At 34.7% G+C, this 24,609-nt stretch carries 20 protein-coding genes; 19 read left to right on the top strand and 1 reads right to left on the bottom strand.

The genetic code is table 11. From position 1 onward, the window contains the following. The first annotated feature begins 7 nt into the window (after positions 1-7). From LPC11_RS01330 to LPC11_RS01385, 12 genes are all read left to right on the top strand, one after another. A complete protein-coding gene (locus tag LPC11_RS01330; RefSeq protein WP_023374216.1) occupies positions 8-1,726 on the top strand; it encodes an NADPH-dependent assimilatory sulfite reductase hemoprotein subunit in 1,719 nt (572 codons plus the stop codon). A 31-nt stretch (positions 1,727-1,757) separates the two neighbouring features. Then, positions 1,758-2,525, top strand: coding sequence for a uroporphyrinogen-III C-methyltransferase (cobA, locus tag LPC11_RS01335; protein WP_023374215.1), 768 nt, complete (start codon positions 1,758-1,760; stop codon positions 2,523-2,525). A 61-nt stretch (positions 2,526-2,586) separates the two neighbouring features. Beyond that, positions 2,587-3,204, top strand: coding sequence for an NAD(P)-binding protein (locus LPC11_RS01340; RefSeq protein WP_023374214.1), 618 nt, complete (start codon positions 2,587-2,589; stop codon positions 3,202-3,204). A 15-nt stretch (positions 3,205-3,219) separates the two neighbouring features. Next, positions 3,220-4,119, top strand: a complete 900-nt coding sequence (locus LPC11_RS01345; RefSeq protein ID WP_023374213.1) for a sulfite exporter TauE/SafE family protein — start codon at positions 3,220-3,222, stop codon at positions 4,117-4,119. A 20-nt stretch (positions 4,120-4,139) separates the two neighbouring features. Continuing rightward, the gene (sat, locus tag LPC11_RS01350) at positions 4,140-5,318 is read left to right on the top strand and encodes a sulfate adenylyltransferase (RefSeq protein ID WP_023374212.1); all 1,179 of its coding nucleotides are present in this window, start codon (positions 4,140-4,142) and stop codon (positions 5,316-5,318) included. A gap of 16 nt (positions 5,319-5,334) precedes the next feature. Then, positions 5,335-5,934, top strand: coding sequence for an adenylyl-sulfate kinase (gene cysC / locus LPC11_RS01355; protein WP_023374211.1), 600 nt, complete (start codon positions 5,335-5,337; stop codon positions 5,932-5,934). Between the two features lie 177 nt (positions 5,935-6,111). Next, complete coding sequence (locus LPC11_RS01360) at positions 6,112-7,332, top strand: ArgE/DapE family deacylase (RefSeq protein ID WP_023374210.1); 1,221 nt, start codon at positions 6,112-6,114, stop codon at positions 7,330-7,332. Between the two features lie 359 nt (positions 7,333-7,691). After that, positions 7,692-8,441 (top strand): CHAP domain-containing protein, encoded by a 750-nt coding sequence (locus LPC11_RS01365; protein WP_023374209.1) that lies wholly within the window; start codon positions 7,692-7,694, stop codon positions 8,439-8,441. A gap of 320 nt (positions 8,442-8,761) precedes the next feature. Further along, positions 8,762-10,606 carry an anaerobic ribonucleoside-triphosphate reductase gene (gene nrdD, locus LPC11_RS01370; protein WP_231307313.1) on the top strand — a complete coding sequence of 615 codons (1,845 nt, stop codon included), beginning with the start codon at positions 8,762-8,764 and terminating at the stop codon, positions 10,604-10,606. A 2-nt stretch (positions 10,607-10,608) separates the two neighbouring features. Beyond that, on the top strand, positions 10,609-11,172 hold the full coding sequence (gene nrdG / locus LPC11_RS01375) for an anaerobic ribonucleoside-triphosphate reductase activating protein (protein ID WP_023374207.1): 564 nt from the start codon (positions 10,609-10,611) through the stop codon (positions 11,170-11,172). A 447-nt stretch (positions 11,173-11,619) separates the two neighbouring features. Continuing rightward, positions 11,620-12,912, top strand: a complete 1,293-nt coding sequence (locus LPC11_RS01380) for an anaerobic C4-dicarboxylate transporter family protein (RefSeq protein ID WP_041613758.1) — start codon at positions 11,620-11,622, stop codon at positions 12,910-12,912. Positions 12,913-13,285: 373 nt separating this feature from the next. Continuing rightward, the gene (locus LPC11_RS01385) at positions 13,286-14,908 is read left to right on the top strand and encodes a BCCT family transporter (protein WP_041613756.1); all 1,623 of its coding nucleotides are present in this window, start codon (positions 13,286-13,288) and stop codon (positions 14,906-14,908) included. Between the two features lie 39 nt (positions 14,909-14,947). Here LPC11_RS01385 and cudC read toward each other — a convergent pair whose 3' ends face one another. Next, on the bottom strand, positions 14,948-15,502 hold the full coding sequence (cudC, locus tag LPC11_RS01390; protein ID WP_023374204.1) for a choline uptake/conversion transcriptional regulator CudC: 555 nt from the start codon (positions 15,500-15,502) through the stop codon (positions 14,948-14,950). 352 nt (positions 15,503-15,854) lie between these two features. On the opposite strand from cudC, the gene betB reads away from it, so the two are divergent. The 7 genes from betB to mbcS all read left to right on the top strand — a co-directional run bounded on the left by betB (position 15,855) and on the right by mbcS (position 24,525). Continuing rightward, positions 15,855-17,345, top strand: coding sequence for a betaine-aldehyde dehydrogenase (gene betB, locus LPC11_RS01395; protein ID WP_104681516.1), 1,491 nt, complete (start codon positions 15,855-15,857; stop codon positions 17,343-17,345). A gap of 135 nt (positions 17,346-17,480) precedes the next feature. Further along, positions 17,481-19,190, top strand: coding sequence for a choline dehydrogenase (gene betA, locus LPC11_RS01400; protein WP_023374202.1), 1,710 nt, complete (start codon positions 17,481-17,483; stop codon positions 19,188-19,190). A 146-nt stretch (positions 19,191-19,336) separates the two neighbouring features. Further along, positions 19,337-20,512, top strand: a complete 1,176-nt coding sequence (locus tag LPC11_RS01405) for a M20 family metallopeptidase (protein WP_023374201.1) — start codon at positions 19,337-19,339, stop codon at positions 20,510-20,512. Positions 20,513-20,529: 17 nt separating this feature from the next. Beyond that, the gene (locus LPC11_RS01410) at positions 20,530-21,918 is read left to right on the top strand and encodes an MFS transporter (protein ID WP_023374200.1); all 1,389 of its coding nucleotides are present in this window, start codon (positions 20,530-20,532) and stop codon (positions 21,916-21,918) included. A gap of 140 nt (positions 21,919-22,058) precedes the next feature. After that, positions 22,059-22,268: a sterile alpha motif-like domain-containing protein gene (locus LPC11_RS01415; protein ID WP_023374199.1), complete on the top strand. Its 210-nt coding sequence runs from the start codon at positions 22,059-22,061 to the stop codon at positions 22,266-22,268. 35 nt (positions 22,269-22,303) lie between these two features. Continuing rightward, entirely contained in the window at positions 22,304-22,777 is a 474-nt protein-coding gene (locus LPC11_RS01420) for an antibiotic biosynthesis monooxygenase family protein (protein ID WP_023374198.1), read from the top strand. 158 nt (positions 22,778-22,935) lie between these two features. Next, positions 22,936-24,525 carry an acyl-CoA synthetase MbcS gene (gene mbcS, locus LPC11_RS01425; RefSeq protein ID WP_023374197.1) on the top strand — a complete coding sequence of 530 codons (1,590 nt, stop codon included), beginning with the start codon at positions 22,936-22,938 and terminating at the stop codon, positions 24,523-24,525. Positions 24,526-24,609 lie beyond the last annotated feature (84 nt).

A 24,609-nucleotide genomic window follows, 5' to 3' on the forward strand; every position in this document is an offset into this window, starting at 1 on the left:
GTCAAACATGGTTAAATCAAATCAAAAACTGTCAGATGAATTAGATGATCATTTAGATCAAATGGAATATTTGAAGGCAGATAGCCAGTATTTGAGAGGTACCATTGAACAAGGATTGGCTAATCCTATTACTGGTGCGATTTCTCAAGATGATGCGAAGTTATTAAAGTTTCATGGTAGTTATATGCAAGATGATAGAGATTTAAGAGATGAACGACGTAAACAGAAATTAGAACCTGCTTATAGTTTTATGATTCGTGTACGTGTACCAGGTGGCAAAGCTACACCGGAACAATGGATTGCCATGGATGATATTTCGAATCAATATGCTAACCACACCATCAAATTGACAACGCGTCAAGCATTCCAATTTCATGGTATTTTAAAACGAAATTTAAAACAATCTATGAAAGATATTAATCAATCTGTACTTGATTCGATTGCGGCCTGTGGTGACGTTAACCGAAATACAATGTGTAACCCCAATCCATATCAATCTAAAGTACATGCCGAAGTAAATGATTATGCTACAGCGATTAGTAATCATTTACTTCCTAGTACAGGGGCATATCACGAAATATGGTTAGACGGTGAGAAGGTATTAGATTCAAGTGAAGAATCAGAGCCCATTTACGGAAGTACCTATTTACCTCGTAAGTTTAAAATTGGTATTGCCGTACCACCGTCTAATGATATTGACGTTTATTCTCAAGACATTGGTCTTATTGCTATCATTGAGCAAGGTGAATTAATTGGCTTTAATATCACTATCGGTGGTGGGATGGGTATGACACACGGTAATAAAGAGACATACCCGCAATTAGGTCGATTAATTGGTTTCATTCCTAAAGACAAAGCGGTTGATGTGTGTGAAAAATTATTAACAATTCAACGAGATTATGGTAATAGAGAAAATCGCAAAAATGCACGCTTCAAATATACTGTTGATCGTTTAGGTGAAGCTTGGGTGACTGAAGAGTTAAATCGACGCTTAGGTTGGGAGATCGAATCTGCAAAAGATTATGAATTTGACCACAATGGCGATCGTCTTGGATGGATAGAGGGTGAGAATAATTGGAACTATACACTGTTTATTCAAAATGGACGTGTAAAAGATACAGAAGATTATCAACTTAAAACAGCACTTCGTGAAATTGCAGAGACACATACTGGAGATTTCAGATTGTCACCTAATCAAAATTTGGTCATTGCTAATATTTCTCCAGAAAAGAAAAACGATATACAACAAATTATAGATAAATATCAACTCACAGATGGTACTTATTATACTGGATTAAGACGTAATTCAATGGCTTGTGTAGCATTTCCAACATGTGGCCTTGCTATGGCAGAATCAGAACGTTATTTACCTTCACTCATTTCAAAAATTGAAAATTTACTTGATGAAGCGGGGGTTCAAGAAGAAGACATTACGATTCGAATGACAGGATGTCCCAATGGGTGTGCTCGCCCAGCTTTAGCAGAAATCGCATTTATCGGTAAAGCGCCAGGAAAATACAATATGTATTTAGGTGGTGGATTTAAAGGAGAAAGACTCAATAAATTATATAAAGAAAATATTGATGAAAACGAAATTTTACAAACGTTAAGACCACTACTCATACAGTACGGAAAAGAAAAATTACCGGATGAACATTTTGGTGATTTTGTGATACGCACTGGGGTGGTAGCAAAAGTGCATGATGGCAGAGATTTCCATAGTTAAAAGATAAAAAGGCGTTAGGGGTTGAGTATCTATGGGCAAAGTTTATTTAGTAGGTGCAGGACCTGGAGATCCAGAATTGTTAACGATCAAAGGGCTAAGAGCAATTGAGGAAGCAGATGTCATTTTGTATGACAGGTTAATTAATAAAGACATATTAGACTATGCTAAGCCAAACACCAAGTTTTTCTATTGTGGCAAGGACCCATATAGACATTCGTTACCTCAAGAAGAAACAAATCGTATGATGATACAGTTGGCTAAAAAAGGACATACAGTCACACGTTTAAAAGGCGGCGATCCATTTGTTTTTGGTCGTGGCGGAGAAGAAGCGGAGCAATTAGCGACACATCATATTCCATTTGAAATTGTTCCGGGAATTACTTCAGGCATTGCAGCACCAGCATATGCTGGTATCCCAGTAACACATCGAGATTATAGTTCATCTGTAGCGTTTATCACTGCTGTAAATAAACCTGGTATGGATAAGGAAGTGTATTGGCAACATTTAGCGCAAGGCCCTGAAACCTTATGTATTTATATGGGTGTCAAACGATTACCGGAGATTTGTGAATTACTAGTGAAATTTGGTAAGACTCCTCAAACACCAGTGGCACTTGTACATATGGGTACAGCTACATCACAACATACAGTAACGGGTACATTGCAAGATATCACAAAAAAGGCAAAGGAAATTACTAATCCGGCGATGATAATAGTTGGAGACGTTGTGAATATGAGAGAAAAAATCAGTTGGTTTGAAGAACAAGCATTTAAAGAAAATGTCAACTTGGCTAAGTAAGTTACACTTAATTGTTAGAATATTAAAATAATTATTTTGGATAGGAAAGGTGACGAGGCACATGCAAATGCCAATCATGATTAATTTATCACAAATGAATGTTGTGGTTATCGGGGGTGGTCGAATAGCAACACGACGCGTCGCATTGCTACTTGAGTATGCTAAGCACATTCATGTAGTGAGCCCTCATATAACTGAATATTTAAATGAGCTTATCCAACAACAACAGGTAACATGGCAACAAAAAGAATTTGAAGCCTCAGATGTGGCAAATGCAGACTTAGTCATTGCTGCTACAAATGATGATCAAGTGAATGATGAGATCAAACATCACCTAGGGTCGCATACATTATTTAATCATGTAGGTAATGCAAAAGAAGGTAATATCACATTTCCTAATCAACTTAGAAGAGGCAAACTCACAATAAGTGTATCAACAGATGGAGCAAGTCCTAAACTAGCTAAACAAATCATACAAGATTTATCACAAACTTATGATGAATCTTATGAAGACTACATTGAATTTTTATATGAGTCTAGACAACTTATTAAAGGAAAGGCACTCACATCATCTGAAAAGCAACGCTTACTTCAAGATATTTTAACTGAAAAATATAAACATACGAACGCACAGCAATCTTTTATAAGTTGGTTGAAAACGCTGGATTCATCCAGATAGGGGGCAAGATAAAATATGCGGAAATTATTTATTTTTGCGCTAGCAGGCTTTTTAGCACAATTAGTAGATGGATCACTTGGAATGGGATTTGGTGCATCATCATCATCCATTCTATTAACTTTTGGAGTGGCACCCGCTATTGTTTCAGCTACAGTGCATTTTTCAGAAATAGCAACTACCGCAGCATCAGGGACCTCACATTGGAAGTTTGAAAATGTCCATTATCCAACGATGTTGAAATTAGCTATTCCAGGTGCTATCAGTGCATTTTTAGGTGCAGCAGTACTAACAAGCATTAATGCTAATGCGATTAAACCATTGATTGCTTTATTTTTATTGTCGATGGGCGTTTATATATTATATCAATTTATATTTAAGCATATGAACGATGAACATTATTATTCTGGTCATTTTGGCCGGATCAGAATGGTGTCACAAGGTGCTATCGCAGGGTTTTTAGATGCTATAGGCGGTGGCGGATGGGGGCCAGTTAATACACCATTACTTTTATCTAGTAAAAAGATGGAACCACGATACGTGATTGGTACAGTCTCAGCAAGCGAGTTTTTCGTTACACTATCAGCGTCGTTAAGTTTTATCATCTTCTTAGGTATGACGCATATCAATTGGTTAGCTGTTATAGCACTTAGTGCAGGCGGACTGATTGCAGCACCTATTTCCGCATATCTAGTTAAAATCTTACCGATTAATATTTTAGCAATATGTGTTGGAGGACTAATTATTTTCACTAATAGTAATGCATTGCTTAGTTACTTTGTTAAGGACGAGGTGCTATCTAACATTGTGAGAGTTATCATTATCGTTGTTGTTTTAAGTCTACTTGTTATCCAGGTCATTAGAAATAGAATGCTAAGTTTTTCTTACAAGAAAAGCCGAGTAAACAAATATAATTAATTGGAAAAGGAGATTTGAATATGTCAGAGCATAAAACGTATACAAATGATACTATTCGCCCACATGGCGGAACATTGGTCAATCGTATTGTAGAAGGTACAGAAAGAGAACAACTGATTGAAAATGCGAAGTCTTTACATTCAATTATATTAAATCAATGGAGCTTATCAGATCTAGAATTAATAGGAATTGGTGGCTTCAGTCCATTAACTGGTTTTATGAATCAAGCTGATTATGAAAGTGTCGTTGAAAATGTTCATCTGAAAAATGGGCATGTTTGGAGTGTGCCAATTACATTGCCAGTCAGTCAAACAGAGGCTAATAATTTAGAAATTGGCGAACAGGTAGCACTATATGGAGAAGATGGTACGTTGTATGGTGTGTTAGATTTAGAAGAAAAATATACTTATGATAAACAAAAGGAAGCCCAACATGTTTATGGTACAACAGATAATGCACATCCAGGTGTGAAAAAGGTTTACGAAAAGGGTGAGTATTATTTAGCGGGGCCTATAAAACTAATTAATCGTCCACAGCATGATGCATTTGTAGATTATCATCTTGATCCATTAGAAACGAGACAGCTATTTAATGAATTGAATTGGAAGACAGTTGTAGGATTTCAAACTAGAAACCCAGTTCATCGTGCCCATGAATATATTCAGAAATCAGCATTAGAAATTGTAGATGGTTTACTATTAAATCCATTAGTAGGTGAAACTAAATCTGATGATATTTCGGCAGAGGTGAGAATGGAAAGTTATCAAGCTATACTTAATAACTATTTCCCAGAAAATCGAGCACGTTTAGTGATATATCCTGCTGCGATGAGATACGCAGGTCCAAGAGAAGCGATTTTACATGCGTTAGTAAGACAAAATTATGGTTGCACACACTTTATTGTTGGTAGAGACCATGCAGGTGTTGGTGACTATTATGGCACTTATGAAGCACAGGAGTTCATTTCTCAATTTGAAAATGAACTAGACATACAAATATTAAAATTTGAACATGCATTTTACTGTGAAGCATGTGGCAATATGGCTACAGCTAAAACTTGCCCGCACGATGCTTCAAATCATTTACATTTAAGTGGTACGAAAGTAAGAGAGAAATTACGCAACGGAGAATCATTGCCAGAAAAATTTTCAAGACCAGAAGTGGCAAATGTGCTCATCAAAGGATTAAAAGAAAAATGACAAAGGGTGAAGTTAAATGAGTGAAACAAAACATATTTCATGGCACGAATCTGAAGTCACAAAATCACAAAGGCAAGCACGTAATGGTCATCAAAGTGTATTAATTTGGTTTACTGGTTTATCAGGGTCAGGTAAATCTACGGTATCGGTTGCTTTAGAAAAGGGATTGTTTGAAGAAGGTAAACAAACGTATCGTTTAGATGGAGATAATGTCAGACACGGTTTAAATAAAAATTTGGGCTTTTCTCCTGAAGATAGACAAGAGAATATTCGACGCATCGGTGAAGTCGGTAAGCTAATGGTAGATTCAGGAGCAATTACAGTTACAGCATTTATTTCACCCTACAAACAAGATAGGGATAATGTCAGACAATTATTTGAGGATCAAGAATTTATCGAAGTTTATACACAATGCAGTATTGAAACTTGTGAGCAACGTGATCCTAAAGGCTTATATAAGAAGGCACGTACAGGTGAAATACCTGAATTCACAGGTATTAGTGCGCCATATGAACCACCAGAAGAACCAGAAATTATTATTAATACTGAAGAAAATAGTGTTGAGTCATCGGTTAATCAAATATTAAACTATTTAAAAGAACATCGTTATATTTAAAAATACTAGGTAAGCGTGTAATGGAACTGTTTTATTTTCATACACGCTTTATTTTTTTTGGAAAAATAAGATAGTTGTCAATATGAATTAAAAATTAAATTAATGTTTAAACATCTACTGATTGTGAAATAATAAATAAGAAATAAGTAATTATACACATAAAATGAAGGTGATAACATGAGTGTCTTTTCTAAAAAGGATAAAATTCAAGTATTGTCAGATATAGTTGAGATAAATACTGAAAATGATAATGAGCTTGAAGTATGTAAATATCTTAAATCATTATTGGGCAAATATGATATAGATGCTAAGATTCAGGAAGTTGACGATAATCGAGCGAATTTAATTGCTGAAATTGGTGAAGGGTCTCCGAAACTAGGTATCTCAGGCCATATGGATGTTGTTGATGCTGGGGATTATAATGAATGGAAGCATGATCCATTTAAATTAACAGAAGAAGATGATAAATTGTACGGTCGAGGTACGACTGATATGAAGGGCGGTTTAGCAGCATTAGTTATTGCCATGATTGAAATTAAAGCGTCAGGTCATCTACAACAAGGCTCAATTAGATTAATGGCTACTACAGCAGAAGAAAGAGAAATGTCAGGAGCAGAGAAACTTAAAGAACAAGGCTATGTTGATGATTTAGATGGTTTAATTATTGCCGAGCCATCAGATGGCTTTGTATTTTACGCCTCAAAAGGCTCGATGGGATTAAAAGTAACTTCTAAAGGCGTGCCAGCACATAGTTCATTACCATCATTGGGACATAATGCGATTAATACGCTCATTGAATTTATTCAAAAAATTAAAGAAAAGTATGATGACATCAAGAAAAACGAAGGTACACATGCACTTGATGTGCACCCATTTATTGACGAATTCTTTGGCGACCAAGTTGACGATAAGACAGAAGAAAAAGTTGAAGACGTAGCTGCAGGACTTGTTATTGTGAATTCGATTATACGAGGTGGAGAACAATTTAATACTGTACCGGAAGAAGCGTATGCTGAATTTAATGTGAGAACCGTACCAGAATATGACAATCGAGCGATTGAAAAATTATTTAAAGATACGATAGAAGAAGTTGATAGTGACAGACTTTCTTTAGAAGTAACTGTCGATCATCAAACAGTATATTCTCAAAAAGATAACACGTTAGTACAAAGCTTTTTAGATTATAATAATGAATTTAAAGTATCTGGTTTAGTTGGGGCGACTGATGCAGCAGAATTATTAGTAGATAAAGATGAAGACTTTGATTTAGCTATTATTGGCCCAGGTCATATGACTATGGCACATAAAACAGATGAATATATTTATAAATCAAGATATTTAGAATATACAGATATGTATCAACAAGTAATGTTGAATTATTTAAACCAAACCAAATAAAACAAATTGAAATGAACTAAGATTATTGCGTGGATAATGCAATAATCTTAGTTTTTTGATGTAGAAAATTGTCAGATAAATTACATACATAGTAATAATTGATATTAACAAAATGATTAAGTTGCGTAGCTATCCTTTTGAAAGCCATTACAACTATAATCCAACAATTTTACAAAAAATGTTGGATTATTATGATTCATTTACAAAATCTTAACATCGCCCACAAAAGCTTGTTTGTTTGTTAGAGTGTGTCTTGTCGTTAATTAACGAAGAAAAAACTTATATGTTTATAGAAAATTGAAGGTAGCCACGAGATAGTAAATAAAAAAAGCTTTATCATTCTTAGGAGGATATTTAAAATGAAAAAAATCGCTACAGCTACAATCGCAACAGCAGGTTTCGCAACATTTGGTTTAATGCAACATGATGCAGATGCAGCAGAAAACAATAACGGATATAATCCTAATGATCCTTATTCATATGAATACACATATACAATTGATCAACAAGGTAACTACCACTATGATTGGAAAGGTAATTGGAGCCCTAACCAACAACAGGGCAATAACAATAGTTATTCATATGGTAACCAAGCTACTCAAAACTACAATTCAAATAATGCTACAAACAATAATCAAAATACACAATCTTACACTGCTAATAATACAAATAACCAAGGTGGCGGATTAGGTGCTGATTATTCAACATCAGATAAAAATATCAAAGTGACTACGCAAAACGCGCCATCTTCAAATAATTCAACTGCATTTTCTGGACAATCAAGCTCTGGTTCAAATGCGTATACTGCTGGTCAATGTACTTATTATGTATATGACAAAGTTGGCGGTAAAATCGGTTCTAATTGGGGTAACGCAAGTAACTGGGCAAACGCAGCAGCACAAGATGGTTATAATGTAAGCAATTCACCTAAACAAGGTGCAATTATGCAAACATCACAAGGCGCATTTGGTCACGTTGCATATGTAGAAAATGTAAATAATGATGGTTCAATCAAAGTTTCAGAAATGAACTATAATGGTGGACCAGGTAACGTTTCAACACGTACTATTTCAGCTAGCCAAGCTGGTTCATACAACTACATTTCATAATAATCTATATTAAAATACGAACTCGAAATAATATTAAATATTATTTCGAGTTCTTTTTTGTTTTGGATTAAATGTTTAATGTGTATGACATATTTGCCAGAGTTATGATTAAATTTGTGCACCCATGGGGCTTTATTATTATTTGACATACTTCAATTTTCAAAACAATGATTTTAAAAATTGAATGATTATTTTTATAGTTGTTCATGAATTAGTAATAAACTTATGACAGTTTAGTTAAGTCATCGATTACACATTGTAATACTATATATTGTGTTTTAAATTTTAAATAAACACTATATATAGAAAAGAGTGGTAAGATGAATCAACTAGAACAATCATTGACTGGTTTGATTGAGAAAGATCCAACTATCGTAAATGAGAATGCTAATAAAGATAGCAATACCTTTTCGACTATGCGTGATTTAACGGCAGGTATTGTTTCGAAATCATATGCTTTAAATTATTTATTACCTAAACATATTGCTAAGGCGCATCAAAATGGTGACATTCACTTTCATGATTTAGATTATCACCCATTTCAACCATTAACAAATTGTTGTTTAATTGATGCAAAAAGTATGTTAAAAAATGGCTTTGAAATAGGTAATGCCAATGTTACATCCCCAAAATCGATTCAGACAGCGTCAGCACAACTTGTACAAATTATTGCGAACGTCTCTAGTAGTCAATACGGTGGATGTACAGTGGATCGTGTAGATGAATTATTGAGTGAGTATGCACAATATAATGAACGACATCATCGTGAAATAGCACAAGTTTATGTTAAAGATGAACAGATTGAAACATATGTAGCACAACAAGTTACTAAAGATATTAATGACGCCATTGAAAGTTTGGAATATGAGATTAATACACTGTATACCTCTAATGGTCAAACACCATTTGTTACATTGGGATTTGGCTTAGGAACAGATACATTAAGTCGTAAAATACAACAGGCGATATTGAAAACGAGAATTAAAGGATTGGGAAAAGATCGTGTCACAGCCATTTTTCCTAAATTAGTATTTTCTATTAAAGATGGAATTAATTTGAAAAAAGAAGATCCGAATTATGATATCAAGCAACTTGCATTAGAATGTTCAACAAAACGTATGTATCCTGATATATTAAATTACGATAAGATCGTTGAATTATTAGGCGATTTTAAAGCGCCGATGGGATGTCGATCATTTTTACCAAGTTGGCGTAATGAGCAAGGTGAATTTGAGAATAATGGACGTTGTAATTTAGGTGTTGTAACTTTAAATTTACCAAGAATTGCACTTGAATCAAAAGGTGACATGACAACATTTTGGGAAATTTTTTATAACAAAATGGCATTAATGCACGATGCTTTAGTATATAGAATAGAGCGATTAAAAGAAGTGACAGTAAATAATGCACCAATCTTATATAAAAGCGGTGCATTTAAATATAAACTCGATGATCGCGAAGATGTAATGGCGCTATTTAAGAATAAAAGAGCTACGATTTCCATGGGATATATCGGATTATATGAAACTGCTACAGTATTTTATGGACCTAATTGGGAACATAATGACAAAGCCAAAGCATTTACAATTGAAATATTAAAAGAAATGCAGCGTCTACAAAAACAATGGACAAAACAATATGACATTTGGTTTAGTATATACAGTACGCCTAGTGAATCATTGACCGATCGTTTTTGTCGGTTAGATCAAGAACGATTTGGAGATATTCAAGATATTACAAGTAAAGGTTATTACCAAAATTCATTTCATTATGATGTGAGAAAAGATATTACGCCGTTTGAAAAATTAGATTTTGAAAAAGATTATCCCTATTATGCGAGTGGGGGATTTATCCATTATTGCGAGTATCCAAAATTGAATCATAATATTAAAGCGCTAGAAGCGGTATGGGATTATGCTTATGATAAGGTGGGATATTTAGGTACCAATATTCCAATAGATCATTGTTATGAATGTGGATTTGATGGAGATTTTAAATCAACACCACACGGCTATCAATGTCCACAATGTGGTAATGATAACCCTGAAACGGTTGATGTTGTTAAACGAACATGCGGTTATTTAGGTAATCCAGTTCAACGTCCAGTTATTGAAGGCCGTCATAAAGAAATGTGTGCGCGTGTGAAACATATGAAGGAATCTTGACAATGAATCCTATATTAGAAATAGAACATGGACAGGGGTATATAGCCAAGATTGAAACGCATAGTTTTGTAGACGGTGAGGGTGTGCGGTGTAGTGTGTATGTTTCAGGATGTCCATTCCAATGTCTAGATTGTTATAACAAAGCAGCGCAACATTTTAAGTATGGTGAACCATTTACAGAGAAAATATTACAAGAGATTATTTCATATTGTGAACAGAGTTATATTAGTGGTTTGAGTATTTTAGGAGGCGAGCCCTTTTGTAACTTAGACGTCACATTGAAACTCGTACAAGCATTTCGACAAAGATTTGGACATACCAAAACAATATGGGTGTGGACTGGATTCCAATATGAATATCTTTCAAAAGATAAGGGATTACGCTTTGAATTATTAGAATCTGTGGATGTGTTAGTTGATGGTATGTTTATAACGCAGTTATATCGTCCTAATCTACCTTACAAAGGGTCATTAAATCAAAGAGTGATTGATGTAACCACATCATTAGAACGACAACAATTGAGTGAATTCATTTGTAGTGGCCCGTCTACTAGTAACAGCTTTTAATCATGTTATAACTCGTTATAATAGGGAAATGTAATTATAAGAGTAAAGATTCAATATAGAGAAGGTGAGACGGTATGTGGTTATTAATAGGTAAATGGGTGATTGCCATTGGTCTTATCGTAGGTTCCATTATTGAAGAAACGATTTATAAAAAACGACGTCAAGCACGTAAAACACAACAATAATTAGACGATGAATCAAATGAGCAATAACTACCAAGTGTAGTGTTGCTCATTTATTTTAATGTTAATCTGATTTGTAAATGTTAACATTTTTTGACATTGTTTAAATACTAGATATATCAGTATTGAACACTCGTTTATATTGATAAAATAATACATTTGATTTTGTAATCAAATATGAAAATATATACTTATCACATGTTTAAATGATAAAATATCAATGTTACTAAAAATTGACATCACAAGAGAGTTAGGAGTTCCTAAATTGCTAGTGTTTATAATAGAAATTATGATTATGATTTTAGCTGTGTTACTCGGTTTAAGGACAGCCGGTGCACTGGGTTGCGGTATATTTGCTATTGTAGCGCAACTCATTATGATTTTTGGCTTTCAATTACCTCCAGGTTCGGCACCTGTCACAGCTGTATTAATTATTCTATCAATAGGTATCGCAGGTGGTACGTTGCAAGCTACTGGCGGTATAGACTACCTTGTATATATTGCATCTAAAATCATCGAGAGATTCCCAAAATCAATTATTTTTATTGCACCAATGATCGTGTTTGTATTTGTCTTTGGCATTGGTACTGCTAATATTGCTTTATCATTAGAACCTATTATTGCTAAGACAGCTCAAAAAGCAAACATACAACCTAAAAAAGCACTTACTGCATCAGTACTTACTGCGAATTTAGCACTTTTATGTAGTCCAGCTGCATCTGCGACAGCTTATATCATATCTGTGTTAGCTGGTTACGATATTTCTATGGGAAAATATTTAAGTATCGTATTACCAACTGCGTTGATGAGTATGCTTTTATTAAGTGTATTTTGCACATTTGTTGGGAAAAATGATTCCATACCATCACAAAAGTTAGTCGAACTACCAGAAGAAACATTACCTAGTGAATTTTCTAAAAATGTAAAATTCGGTGTACTAGCATTCTTAATATGTGTATTAGGTATATTAACATTTGGGATATTCCCTCAATTAATGCCATCATTTAATGTGAATGGTAAAACTGTTAATGTTGAAATGACCGATATTGTACAATTCTTTATGTATTTAAGTGCCGCAATTAATCTATTATTATCAAAAATTAATACGTCAGATATTCTAACATCACATATATCACAATCAGCATTTGGCGCATTGTTTGCAGTATTGGGGCCTGGTTGGTTAGGCGCTACTATTTTTAATGCACCTAATAATTTGAAAATATTAAAGAATGATATTGGCCAAGCTATTAGTAGTGTACCTTGGCTAGTCATCGTTCTCGTGTCAGTAGTAGCGATGATTGTGATTTCTCAAACAGCGACTGCATCAATAATGGTGCCAATTGTCATGAGCTTAGGCATTCCGCCCATATATTTTGTCGCCATGGTTCAGACGCTTAACGTTAACTTTGTGATTCCAGCACAACCTACTTTATTATTTGCAGTTGAATTGGACGAAACAGGCAGAACAAGGCCCACGAGTTTTATAATTCCGGGATTCTTTGTCATAATCACCTCAGTTGTGATTGGTTTTACATTAAAATTATTCTTAGGATACTAACAAGTAATGAAATAAACTATCTTTCACGAATTAAGTGGGAGATAGTTTTTTTGTTGTAATAAAGCAAAATTAATGAAAGAAAGTGAAATAAATAAAAATTCTGTTTTTGTGCATAAAAATTCATATATTTAATGAGGTTAAGTTTGTTCAATTCGTTAAATCTAAATTTAACACTGTTGTCACAACAATCAATTGTGAAAGAATAATCGTCAGAAATTATATAATTATTCAATAATGGGGTTGTATTTCTTTGTATGTAATTTGCATTATTATTAAATGTTCGTTATTGTCAATTTTGTGAATCAATTATATTTGAACGTGGAACTTAAGAACATCAAGATTCATAAATCATTTAGTATTAGGGGGATCACGATTGAGAAAAGAAAAAGTTATGGACTGGACGACCTTTATAGGTGTAGTCATAGTGTTACTTTTAGCTGTTATACCTATGATGGTTTTCCCGAAAGCAAGTGAGACAATTATTACAGATATCAATAGTGCGATTTCAAACTCGATTGGTTCTGTTTATTTATTCTTAGGATTAGCAATTTTTTGTTTCGTTTTATACATAGCATTTGGTAAATACGGTAATGTTACTCTAGGTAGAGCGAGTGACAAACCGGAATTTAACACATTTACTTGGGCAGCCATGTTATTCTGTGCAGGTATTGGCTCAGATATTCTATATTGGGGTGTCATTGAGTGGGCATTCTATTATCAAGTGCCACCTAATGGCGCTAAAAGTATGTCTGATGAAGCACTACAGTATGCGACGCAATACGGAATGTTCCACTGGGGTCCGATTGCTTGGGCGATTTATGTATTGCCAGCATTACCAATTGGTTATTTAGTGTTCGTTAAAAAACAACCTATATATAAAATTAGCCAAGCGTGTAGACCTATATTAAAAGGACAAACAGATAAGCTTGTAGGTAAACTTGTTGATATCTTATTTATCTTTGGATTATTAGGTGGTGCAGCAACATCACTTGCCTTAGGTGTACCTTTAATATCAGCAGGTATTGAAAGACTTACAGGTTTAAATGGTGAGAACATGGTTATGCGTTCAATCATTTTGTTAACTATTACAGTTATATTCGCCATTAGTTCATATACAGGATTGAAAAAAGGTATTCAAAAGTTGAGTGACGTCAATGTATGGCTATCATTCATCTTATTAGCCTTTGTCTTTATTATTGGACCAACTGTATTTATTATGGAAACTACAGTGACCGGTTTAGGGAACATGATGCGAGATTTCTTCCATATGGCAACTTGGGTTGAGCCATTTGGTGGTATAGGTCATCGTAAAGAGACTCATTTTCCACAAGATTGGACGATATTCTATTGGTCATGGTGGCTAGTTTATGCACCATTTATCGGCTTATTTATTGCTCGAATTTCAAAAGGTAGAACTTTAAAAGAAGTCGTTCTTGGTACGATGATATATGGTACGTTAGGTTGTGCATTATTCTTTGGTATATTCGGTAACTATGCCGTTTATTTACAAATTTCTGGTCAATTTAATGTGGTTGATTTCTTAAATCATCACAGTACAGAGGCTACTATTATTGAGGTAATGCATCATTTACCATTCCCAACTATAACGATTGTTCTATTCTTAATTTCAGCATTCTTATTCTTAGCGACAACATTTGATTCTGGTTCTTATATTTTAGCGGCTGCTTCTCAAAAGAAAGTCATTGGGGAGCCATTAAGAGCGAACAGATTATTCTGGGCATTTGCCTTATGTTTACTACCATTCTCACTCATGTTAGTAGGTGGAGAACGTGCACTAGATGTACTTAAGACTGCATCGATACTTGCGAGTGTTCCATTAATCGTCATATTCATATTTATGATGGTCTCATTCTTGATTACCTTAGGACGAGATCGAATCAAACTGGAAACACGTGCTGAGAAATTAAAAGAGGTTGAGAGACGTTCACTTCGAATTGTTCAAGTGAAAGAAGAAGAACAAGACGATAATTTATAACATATTAAAAAGGCTAAAGGATTGATATCCTTTAGCCTTTTACTTATCTTCGTGTTCTGGAATAGGGAAGTATTTAAAGATTTCTCCTGTTTCTAAAGCTTCGCTAAGTTGTGCTAACCATTCGTAGTACACCTTTGAATGATCGAGTTGTGCTTTCACTTTATCAATATCTTGTCGTTCTTCATCAGTTAAATCATTGTTGTTTAAGATAGGGTTAATAATAGCTTCAGCATCTTTGACTGCTTCCATATTTGTATCGATTTCTCGTTCCCATTTCTTAGTGAAAAAATTGCGGAAGAAAGTAAAGAAGTCTTTTTCAGCAACGAAATGTTGTTTTCTGCTACCTCTTGTAAATTGTTGTTTAACGATGTCATATTCTTGTAGTTTCTTTACACCGGCGCTCATGCTCGGTTTACTCATTTGCAGTTGCTGTCTCATTTCATCTAGTGTCATGCTTCCCTCAAACACCATGATGCCGTATAAGTTACCAACACTACGATTAATGCCATACAAATCCATTGTTTCGCCAATGGAATTAATTACCAAGTCTTTGGCTTCTTCGACTTGAGATGTGTAGTTTTCTGAACGTGTCATGACTGTACCTCCAAAAAGAATTATTTCATTTTACCACGTCTCAACATAAAGTTAACATGATTTCATCTTTTATATGCTAATCAATTATATAATTTTATTCAAAAAGATGAAAAGCAAGGTTTTAGAAAAATATTAAGTGAAATATTTTGCTTTATCTCGTTGTGCTAGAGCCGTTCGATTCAGCTCAAAAGGAACACCCTAGCTAAAGCTAGTGCGTAAGAATCACTAGCTTAATAAATAAAGAGTGATTCTTTATTTTCCAGACCTTTTGACATGTTTTCATTTTATATGCTAACATATTTCTGTAAAATTCGTTAAATAAAAATTTAACAAACTTAACGGAGGTATTTTGATGGAACTTGTAAAGCGCTTGTCAAATCGCCAATTCATTGATGGTGAATGGGTAGATAGCTCAAATAAAAATACGAGAGATATAATCAATCCTTATAATCAAGAAGTTATTTTCACTGTAGCTGAAGGTACAAAAGAAGATGTAGAACGCGCTATTTTAGCGGCTAGACGATCATTTGAAGATGGTGAGTTGTCCTCAGAAACAAGTGAAGTCAGAGGTCAAAAAGTAAGAGCCATTGCAGATAAAATCAAAGAACATCGAGAAGAATTAGCGAAATTAGAAACATTAGATACTGGTAAAACATTAGAAGAATCTTATGCAGATATGGATGACATTCACAATGTATTTATGTATTTTGCAGGATTAGCTGATAAAGACGGTGGCGAAATAATTAATACACCAATTCCTAATTCAGAAAGTAAAGTCGTTAAAGAACCAGTCGGCGTGGTGACACAAATTACACCTTGGAACTATCCTTTATTACAAGCGTCTTGGAAAATCGCACCAGCATTAGCAACTGGATGTTCATTGGTTATGAAGCCTAGTGAAATTACGCCTCTAACAACTATTCGAGTATTCGAATTGATGGAAGAAGTAGGTTTCCCTAAAGGTACAATTAACTTAGTTTTAGGTGCCGGTTCAGAAATTGGTGATGTTATGTCAGGTCACGAAGAAGTGGATCTTGTTTCATTTACAGGTGGTATTAAGACTGGTAAACACATCATGAAACAAGCAGCAGATCATGTGACTAATGTGGCTTTAGAGCTTGGCGGTAAGAATCCAAACATTATCTTTGATGACGCAGATTTTGAATTAGCAGTTGACCAAGCATTGAATGGTGGATACTTCCACGCTGGACAAGTATGCTCAGCAGGTTCAAGAATATTAGTGCATAACGATATTAAAGAAGACTTTGAAAAGGCACTTATCGACCGTGTTAGCAAAATTAAACTAGGTAATGGATTTGATGAAGCTACAGAAATGGGCCCAGTCATTTCACAAGAACATAGAGATAAAATTGAGAAATATATGGAAGTTGCCAAAGAAGAAGGCGCTACAATAGCTATTGGCGGTAAACGTCCTGAAAGAGAAGATTTACAAGCCGGATTATTCTTCGAACCAACTGTTATTACGAATTGTGATACATCCATGCGTATTGTACAAGAAGAGGTATTTGGACCAGTTGTCACAGTAGAAGGATTTTCAGATGAAGCAGAAGCCATTCGCTTAGCTAACGATTCTATTTATGGATTAGCAGGTGCGGTATTTAGTAAAGATATCGGAAAAGCACAACGTGTTGCTAACAAATTAAAACTAGGTACTGTTTGGATTAATGATTTCCATCCATATTTCGCACAAGCACCATGGGGTGGATATAAACAATCAGGTATCGGTAGAGAACTTGGTAAAGAAGGATTAGAAGAGTATTTAACATCAAAACATATTTTAACAAATACTAATCCAGAACCAGTTAACTTTTTCAGTAAATAAAACATAGCAATGAAACAGAGGTTAGAGTGACGCAAGTGACATGAGTTACTCGACCTCTTACATATTTCAGTACGATTCAAGATAACAATGAAAGAGATGAATACAAATAAAAATTGATTTCGGAGGTTATACGTGATGAGTAGAAAACATGATTCATATGATTACATCATTATTGGTGGCGGTAGTGCAGGATCAGTATTAGGTGCAAGACTGAGTGAAGATAAAGATAAAAATGTATTAGTATTAGAGGCAGGACGTAGTGACTATTTCTGGGATTTATTTATTCAAATGCCGGCTGCGCTAATGTTCCCATCTGGTAATCCATTATATGATTGGATTTATCAAACAGAAGAAGAACCACATATGGGACGTAAAGTAGACCATGCAAGAGGTAAAGTATTAGGTGGTTCAAGTTCAATTAACGGTATGATTTATCAAAGAGGTAACCCAATGGACTATGAAGGTTGGGCAGAACCTGAAGGTATGGAAACTTGGGACTTTGCACATTGTTTACCATACTTTAAAAAATTAGAAACAACTTACGGTTCAGCGCCATATGATAAATATAGAGGACATGATGGCCCAATCAAACTAAAACGTGGTCCAGCAACCAATCCATTGTTCAAATCATTCTTTGATGCAGGTGTTGAAGCAGGATATCATAAAACGCCTGACGTGAATGGTTTCCGTCAAGAAGGTTTCGGCCCATTCGATAGTCAAGTACACCGTGGACGCCGTATGTCAGCTTCAAGAGCTTATCTACGACCAGCTATGAAACGTAAAAATTTAGATGTAGAAACAAGAGCATTTGTAACTAAAATAAATTTTGATGGTAGAAGAGCAACGGGTGTCACTTACAAGAAAAATGGTAAAGAAAGAACAATTAATGCCAAAGAAGTTATTTTATCAGGTGGTGCTTTCAATACACCACAATTATTACAACTGTCAGGTATTGGTGATTCAGAATTCTTAAAATCTAAAGGTATTGAACCTCGTGTTCATTTACCAGGTGTTGGTGAAAACTTTGAAGACCACTTAGAAGTCTATATTCAACACGAATGTAAAGAACCTGTGTCATTACAACCAAGTTTAGATGTTAAACGCATGCCATTTATCGGTTTGCAATGGATTTTTGCACGTAAAGGTGCTGCAGCTTCTAACCACTTCGAGGGTGGCGGTTTCGTTCGTTCAAATAATGAAGTAGATTATCCTAACTTAATGTTCCACTTCTTACCAATTGCAGTACGTTACGATGGTCAAAAAGCACCTGTCGCACATGGTTACCAAGTTCACGTAGGACCAATGTATTCTAATTCACGCGGTAGCTTGAAAATTAAATCTAAAGATCCTTTTGAAAAACCAAGTATCGTCTTTAACTATTTATCAACCAAAGAAGATGAGCGTGAATGGGTAGAAGCTATTCGAGTTGCAAGAAACATTTTATCTCAAAAAGCTATGGATCCATTTAATGCTGGCGAAATTTCACCAGGACCATCTGTTCAAACAGATGAAGAAATTTTAGATTGGGTACGTAAAGACGGTGAAACAGCGTTACATCCATCATGCAGTGCGAAAATGGGACCTGCATCAGATCCAATGGCAGTTGTAGATCCACTTACAATGAAAGTACATGGTATGGAAAATTTACGTGTTGTTGATGCCTCAGCAATGCCTAGAACAACAAACGGAAATATTCATGCACCAGTTCTAATGTTAGCAGAAAAAGCTGCTGATATTATTCGTGGTAGAAAACCGTTAGAACCTCAATATGTAGATTATTATAAACATGGTGTTCATGACGAAATGGCAGGCGCTAAAGAAAACGACCCATTTTATAAACATTAAATATTTTCAATCAATCACTTCGGTATGACATATTCATATCGAAGTGATTTTTTATATTTTAATAATCATGTCTTTAACAATGTAAAGTGTGACACAACAATAAAAGGGAATAACGTATTATAATATAGATAAAAGGAGAGGATTTTATGAGTAATACTTTAGTTGAACGTCTACGTGAAAAAGAAGATAGAATGATTGAGATAAGAAGATATCTTCATCAACATCCAGAATTGTCATTTAAAGAAGTAGAAACACCTAAATACATCGCAGACTTTTACAAAGATAAAGATTGTAAAGTAGAAACGAATGTAGGACAAAATGGTGTAAAAGTAACGATTGATAGTGGTAAACCTGGTAAAACACTAGCGATTCGTGCCGATTTTGATGCGTTACCAATTAAAGAAGAAACTGGGTTACCATTCGCCTCTGAGAACGAAGGCGTTATGCATGCGTGTGGCCACGACGCACATACTGCTTATATGTTAATTTTGGCTGAAACGCTTATCGAAATGAAAGACCAATTTAAAGGTAAAGTTATTGTTATTCATCAACCAGCTGAAGAAATGCCTCCTGGCGGTGCGCAAGGTATGATTAAAGACGGTGTCTTAGACGGTGTTGATCACGTACTAGGCGCACACGTAATGAGTACAATGGAAGCCGGAAAAGTCTTTTATAAAGAAGGATTTGTTCAAACAGGACGTGCGTATTTCAAACTTACTGTACATGGTAAAGGTGGTCATGGATCATCACCTCACATGGCAAACGATGCAATCGTTGCGGGGGCTAACTTTGTGACAACAGCACAAACTGTGGTCTCTAGACGTTTAAGTCCGTTTGAAACAGGTGTTGTAACCATTGGTTCATTTGACGGTAAAGGCCAATTTAATGTTATTAAAGATAGTATTGAAATTGAAGGTGACGTGCGCGCGTTAACAGATGATACTAGAGATACAATTGAAAAAGAATTAACACGTCTCGTTGAAGGATTAGAAAGTACATTTGGTGTGACATGTGATTTTGAATTTAATAAAGACTATCCTGCGTTATACAACAACCCAGAATTTACTTCTTACGTTGCTGACACAATTAAAAATGCTGGAGACAATGATATTAAAGGTGTCGAAGAATGTGAACCACAACCACCATCTGAAGACTTTGCATTTTATGCAGTAGAATTACCAAGTACATTTATTTACTCAGGTGCTGCACCTGAAGATGGTGAGATTTATCCACATCATCACCCTAAATTTAATATTAGTGAATCTTCTATGTTAGTTGCAGCTGAAGCAGTAGGTACTGTTGTGCTAGATTACTTGAACTAAAGGAGATTAATACAACTATGAATCAACAACAAGAATTTAAAGGTAATAATAGATTATTAATTGGTATTGTTTTATCGGTGTTAACATTTTGGCTATTTGCGACGTCATTAGTTAACGTGATTCCAACATTGACGCAAGCATTTCATAGTCGTTTAGAGACAATCAGTATAGCCGTCAGTCTAACAGCACTCTTTTGTGGAATGTTTGTTGTAGGTGCTGGCGGTCTTGCTGATACATATGGGCGCGTCAAATTAACGAATATTGGTTTATGGCTGAATATCGTAGGGTCATTACTTGTGATAGCGACGTCTTTTGTTCCGTTATTATTAATAGGAAGAGCGATTCAAGGTTTGTCAGCAGCAGCCATTATGCCAGCAACTTTAGCAATAGTTAAAACATACTATCACGGTAAAGATAGACAACGTGCATTGAGTTTTTGGTCCATAGGCTCTTGGGGTGGCTCAGGTTTAGCATCTATATTTGGTGGTGTAATGACTACATTTTTAGGATGGAAATATATATTTATATTTTCTATTATCGTGTCGCTTATTGCGTTGTTGCTTATTAAAGGCACACCAGAAACAACTGCATATCAAGGCAAAGAGAAGAAACGCTTTGATGTTATAGGTGTAGGGTTGCTAGTTTTAATTATGCTCAGTATCAATATTGTCATTACACAAGGGTCAAAGATGGGATGGCTTTCTATACTTATCATATGTTTGATATGTTTTTGCATTATGATGGCTATCATGTTTTATTACTTTGAAAGAAAATCCTCGTATCCATTAATAGATTTTAATCTTTTTAATAATAGACTATATTCGGTTGCAACATTAGCTAACTTTTTACTAAATACAGTGGCAGGTACACTCATTGTTGCGAATACATTTGTACAACAAGGTTTAGGATTTTCCGCTTTTAAAGCAGGTATGTTATCAATCACATATTTAGTTGCTGTGCTTTCAATGATAAGAGTTGGAGAAATACTTTTAAGAAAAATAGGGCCCAGACAACCAATGTTACTTGGTACTTTTTCAACCATGTTAGGCGTGTTATTCATGTCGATGACTATGCTCTCAGTTACAAGTTACATTGTAGCCTGTGTATTAGGTTATTTGTTATTTGGATTAGGATTAGGTTTGTTTGCAACGCCATCCACAGATACTGCCATTTCAAATTGTTCCGAATCAGAAGTTGGTGTGGCAGCAGGTATCTATAAAATGGCCTCATCTTTAGGTGGTGCATTTGGTATTACTTTAGCCGGTACCATTTATAGTGTAACGGCAAGTACATCTTCTATTGCTACTGGTGCAATGATAAGTTTCTGGTTTAATGCTTTGATGGCATTAAGTTCATTTTTAGTTGTTTGTGTAGCTTTGCCAAAATTATCACGTCGCTCAAAATAATATCAATGATGTAAAAGGACTTACATGTGAGTTGATATAATTTTGAAAACGAAAAAAGTTTAATGCTATTTGATTAATAGTGATGTTTTATTGCGCGTTTCGTGATAGTATAGTAGCAATAAGTAAGATGAGGTGATAGCGTGACGTTTTATGAATTTATACAAAGTTTTACAGGGGACAAGACACCTCTAGGCGAACTTGCGGCATGGGTAGATAAGGATATACAATTTCCAAAAGAAGAAAAACTAGCTGATAATATATTATTATATTTTAAGCAAGTGACTAATTTAGACGATGAAATATTAGAAATAGTTAAAAGATCACTCTCATTATACGAGCAAACTGTATAAAGAAATGTAAAAATGAATTAGGATGAAGGAATAACATGTTATTAAATGATTACTATAAAACATATAAAATGAATGAATCAGACGATACATTTATGATCGAAAAAAATAATGATGCTCAATATTATGACATCTTAGAATCGATTAATGAGCTATCAAATGATACATTTTGTGTGCTCAATCATTTATATGTCAATGAAGATAAAGAAACTCAATTTGAAGATAAATTTTTAGGACGTCAGAAGCATTTGCAAGATGTACCAGGATTTAAAGCGTTACGTTTTCTTAGACCTCAAACTAAACATAAACATTATATTATAGTGACTTTATGGCAATCGAGACAAGCCTTTTATGATTGGCAAAAGTCATCAGCATACGCGCAAACACATCGTAAACGTGGAACAAAACGTGGTGTTGATAACCTAATCGTAAATCGTGATTTGTCATATAATATTAGAATAGAACTTGAAGATATGGCCAAGCAATTTCTAAATTACGAAGATATATTCTAATATATAAAGGAACGATGCAGAAACTATTTCTGTATCGTTTTTTTGATGAAAAAGAAAGTCATATTAGTTTGGTCGTCTGTCAATAAGGAGTAAAATATATCAATGTAATAATACATTTGATAAAATTGAAATGAATGACATGGAAAGGGAGTAAAAATATGCAAAAAACCGATTTACTTGCACCTGAAAAATATAATATTACATCAGCGATAGAACAATATGCTTCAGATGCAACTAAAAAAGCAATTATTTACAGAGATTCAGAACATGATCATATTGAAGTGACTTATCAAGACTTGATAAAAAATGCGAATAAAGTAGGTAATGTTTTCAAGAAGCATGGCTTGAAATACGGTGATAAAGTATTAATTATGATGCCAAGAGCTATAGCTACATATGAATTATATATTGCAGCATTAAAATTAGGGATTGCCATCATTCCAAGTTCTGAAATGTTACGTACCAAAGACTTACAATATCGAGTAAGCCACGGTGAAATCGATGCAGTTATTTCATTTGGGAAATTTATTAAGGAATTTGAAGGGTTAAAAGAATATCAAAACCTTACTAAATTTATTGTTGGTGATACACATCCAGATTGGATTTCAATTGAAGAAGAGAAGTCCAATGCAAGTGATGAACTAGAAGCGGCTGATACTTCTCGAGAAGATGTTGCGATTTTATCATACACGTCTGGCACTACTGGTAATCCAAAAGCTGTTACCCATACACATGGTTGGGGTTATGCCCATTTACAAATGGCACCTAAACACTGGCTATGTATTAAAGAAGATGACCTTGTTTGGGCGACAGCAGCGCCAGGTTGGCAAAAATGGGTATGGAGTCCATTTTTATCAAGTTTAGGTTCGGGAGCAACAGCGTTTGTATATAACGGCCGTTTTAAACCAGAAACATATTTAGAATTATTACAAGAATATCAAATCAATGTATTATGTTGTACGCCGACAGAATACCGTATGATGGCAAAATTACAAAATCTAGATGATTATCATTTAGAACATCTGCATAGTGCAGTGTCAGCGGGCGAGCCATTAAATAGAGAAGTCGTTGAACAATTTAAGAAGTATTTTAATATCACAGTGAGAGATGGCTATGGTCAAACAGAAAGTACATTACTAATTGGTTTCTTAAAAGATACAGCATCTCGTCCAGGTGCGATGGGTAAATCTATTCCAGGTAGTTATACAACTATTATTGATGACGATGGAAATGAAGTGGAACCTAACGTCAAAGGTAATATTGCTGTGCCGTTAGACTTACCTGCATTATTTAAAGGATATTTCAAAGAACCTGAACGAACTGCAGCTGCAAGATTAGGTGATTATTATGTCACAGGTGATTTAGCTCACCAAGACGAAGATGGTTATTTCTGGTTTGAAGGTCGTAAAGATGACATCATTATTAGTTCAGGCTATACGATTGGGCCATTTGAAGTAGAAGATGCATTGACAAATCATCCTGCGGTTAAAGAATGTGCAGTGGTTGCAAGTCCACATGAATTAAGAGGTAATATTGTTAAAGCATTTATAATTCTTCAAAATGGATACACAGGTGATGACGAGCTAATTAAAGAACTTCAAACCTTTACCAAAAATGAAGTTGCACCATATAAATATCCACGTGCAATTGAATTTGTAGAAGATTTACCAAAAACAAATTCAGGTAAAATTAGACGTGTGGAATTAAGAGATGCAGAAGTAGAAAAATATAACCAAGAACATGAATAAAATATAAAGTGAGAATAACCTGAGCATTGGATCCATGCTCAGGTTATTTTTATTAGTATGACACATTGTTTGTGATTAGATGGC

Source organism: Staphylococcus sp. HL28, assembly GCF_021117155.1.
GTDB classification, from domain to species: Bacteria; Bacillota; Bacilli; order Staphylococcales; family Staphylococcaceae; genus Staphylococcus; species Staphylococcus warneri.

What these genes read in the sequence shown, in the direction of transcription:
- LPC11_RS01405 (WP_023374201.1), top strand. Translation starts at nt 19,337, where the DNA reads ATGAGTAATACTTTAGTTGAACGTCTACGTGAAAAAGAAGATAGAATG.
- mbcS (WP_023374197.1), top strand. Translation starts at nt 22,936, where the DNA reads ATGCAAAAAACCGATTTACTTGCACCTGAAAAATATAATATTACATCA.
- LPC11_RS01365 (WP_023374209.1), top strand. Translation starts at nt 7,692, where the DNA reads ATGAAAAAAATCGCTACAGCTACAATCGCAACAGCAGGTTTCGCAACA.
- betB (WP_104681516.1), top strand. Translation starts at nt 15,855, where the DNA reads ATGGAACTTGTAAAGCGCTTGTCAAATCGCCAATTCATTGATGGTGAA.
- sat (WP_023374212.1), top strand. Translation starts at nt 4,140, where the DNA reads ATGTCAGAGCATAAAACGTATACAAATGATACTATTCGCCCACATGGC.
- LPC11_RS01410 (WP_023374200.1), top strand. Translation starts at nt 20,530, where the DNA reads ATGAATCAACAACAAGAATTTAAAGGTAATAATAGATTATTAATTGGT.
- cobA (WP_023374215.1), top strand. Translation starts at nt 1,758, where the DNA reads ATGGGCAAAGTTTATTTAGTAGGTGCAGGACCTGGAGATCCAGAATTG.
- LPC11_RS01330 (WP_023374216.1), top strand. Translation starts at nt 8, where the DNA reads ATGGTTAAATCAAATCAAAAACTGTCAGATGAATTAGATGATCATTTA.
- betA (WP_023374202.1), top strand. Translation starts at nt 17,481, where the DNA reads ATGAGTAGAAAACATGATTCATATGATTACATCATTATTGGTGGCGGT.
- nrdG (WP_023374207.1), top strand. Translation starts at nt 10,609, where the DNA reads ATGAATCCTATATTAGAAATAGAACATGGACAGGGGTATATAGCCAAG.
- LPC11_RS01360 (WP_023374210.1), top strand. Translation starts at nt 6,112, where the DNA reads ATGAGTGTCTTTTCTAAAAAGGATAAAATTCAAGTATTGTCAGATATA.
- cudC (WP_023374204.1), bottom strand. Translation starts at nt 15,502, where the DNA reads ATGACACGTTCAGAAAACTACACATCTCAAGTCGAAGAAGCCAAAGAC.
- LPC11_RS01420 (WP_023374198.1), top strand. Translation starts at nt 22,304, where the DNA reads ATGTTATTAAATGATTACTATAAAACATATAAAATGAATGAATCAGAC.
- LPC11_RS01345 (WP_023374213.1), top strand. Translation starts at nt 3,220, where the DNA reads ATGCGGAAATTATTTATTTTTGCGCTAGCAGGCTTTTTAGCACAATTA.
- LPC11_RS01340 (WP_023374214.1), top strand. Translation starts at nt 2,587, where the DNA reads ATGCAAATGCCAATCATGATTAATTTATCACAAATGAATGTTGTGGTT.
- nrdD (WP_231307313.1), top strand. Translation starts at nt 8,762, where the DNA reads ATGAATCAACTAGAACAATCATTGACTGGTTTGATTGAGAAAGATCCA.
- cysC (WP_023374211.1), top strand. Translation starts at nt 5,335, where the DNA reads ATGAGTGAAACAAAACATATTTCATGGCACGAATCTGAAGTCACAAAA.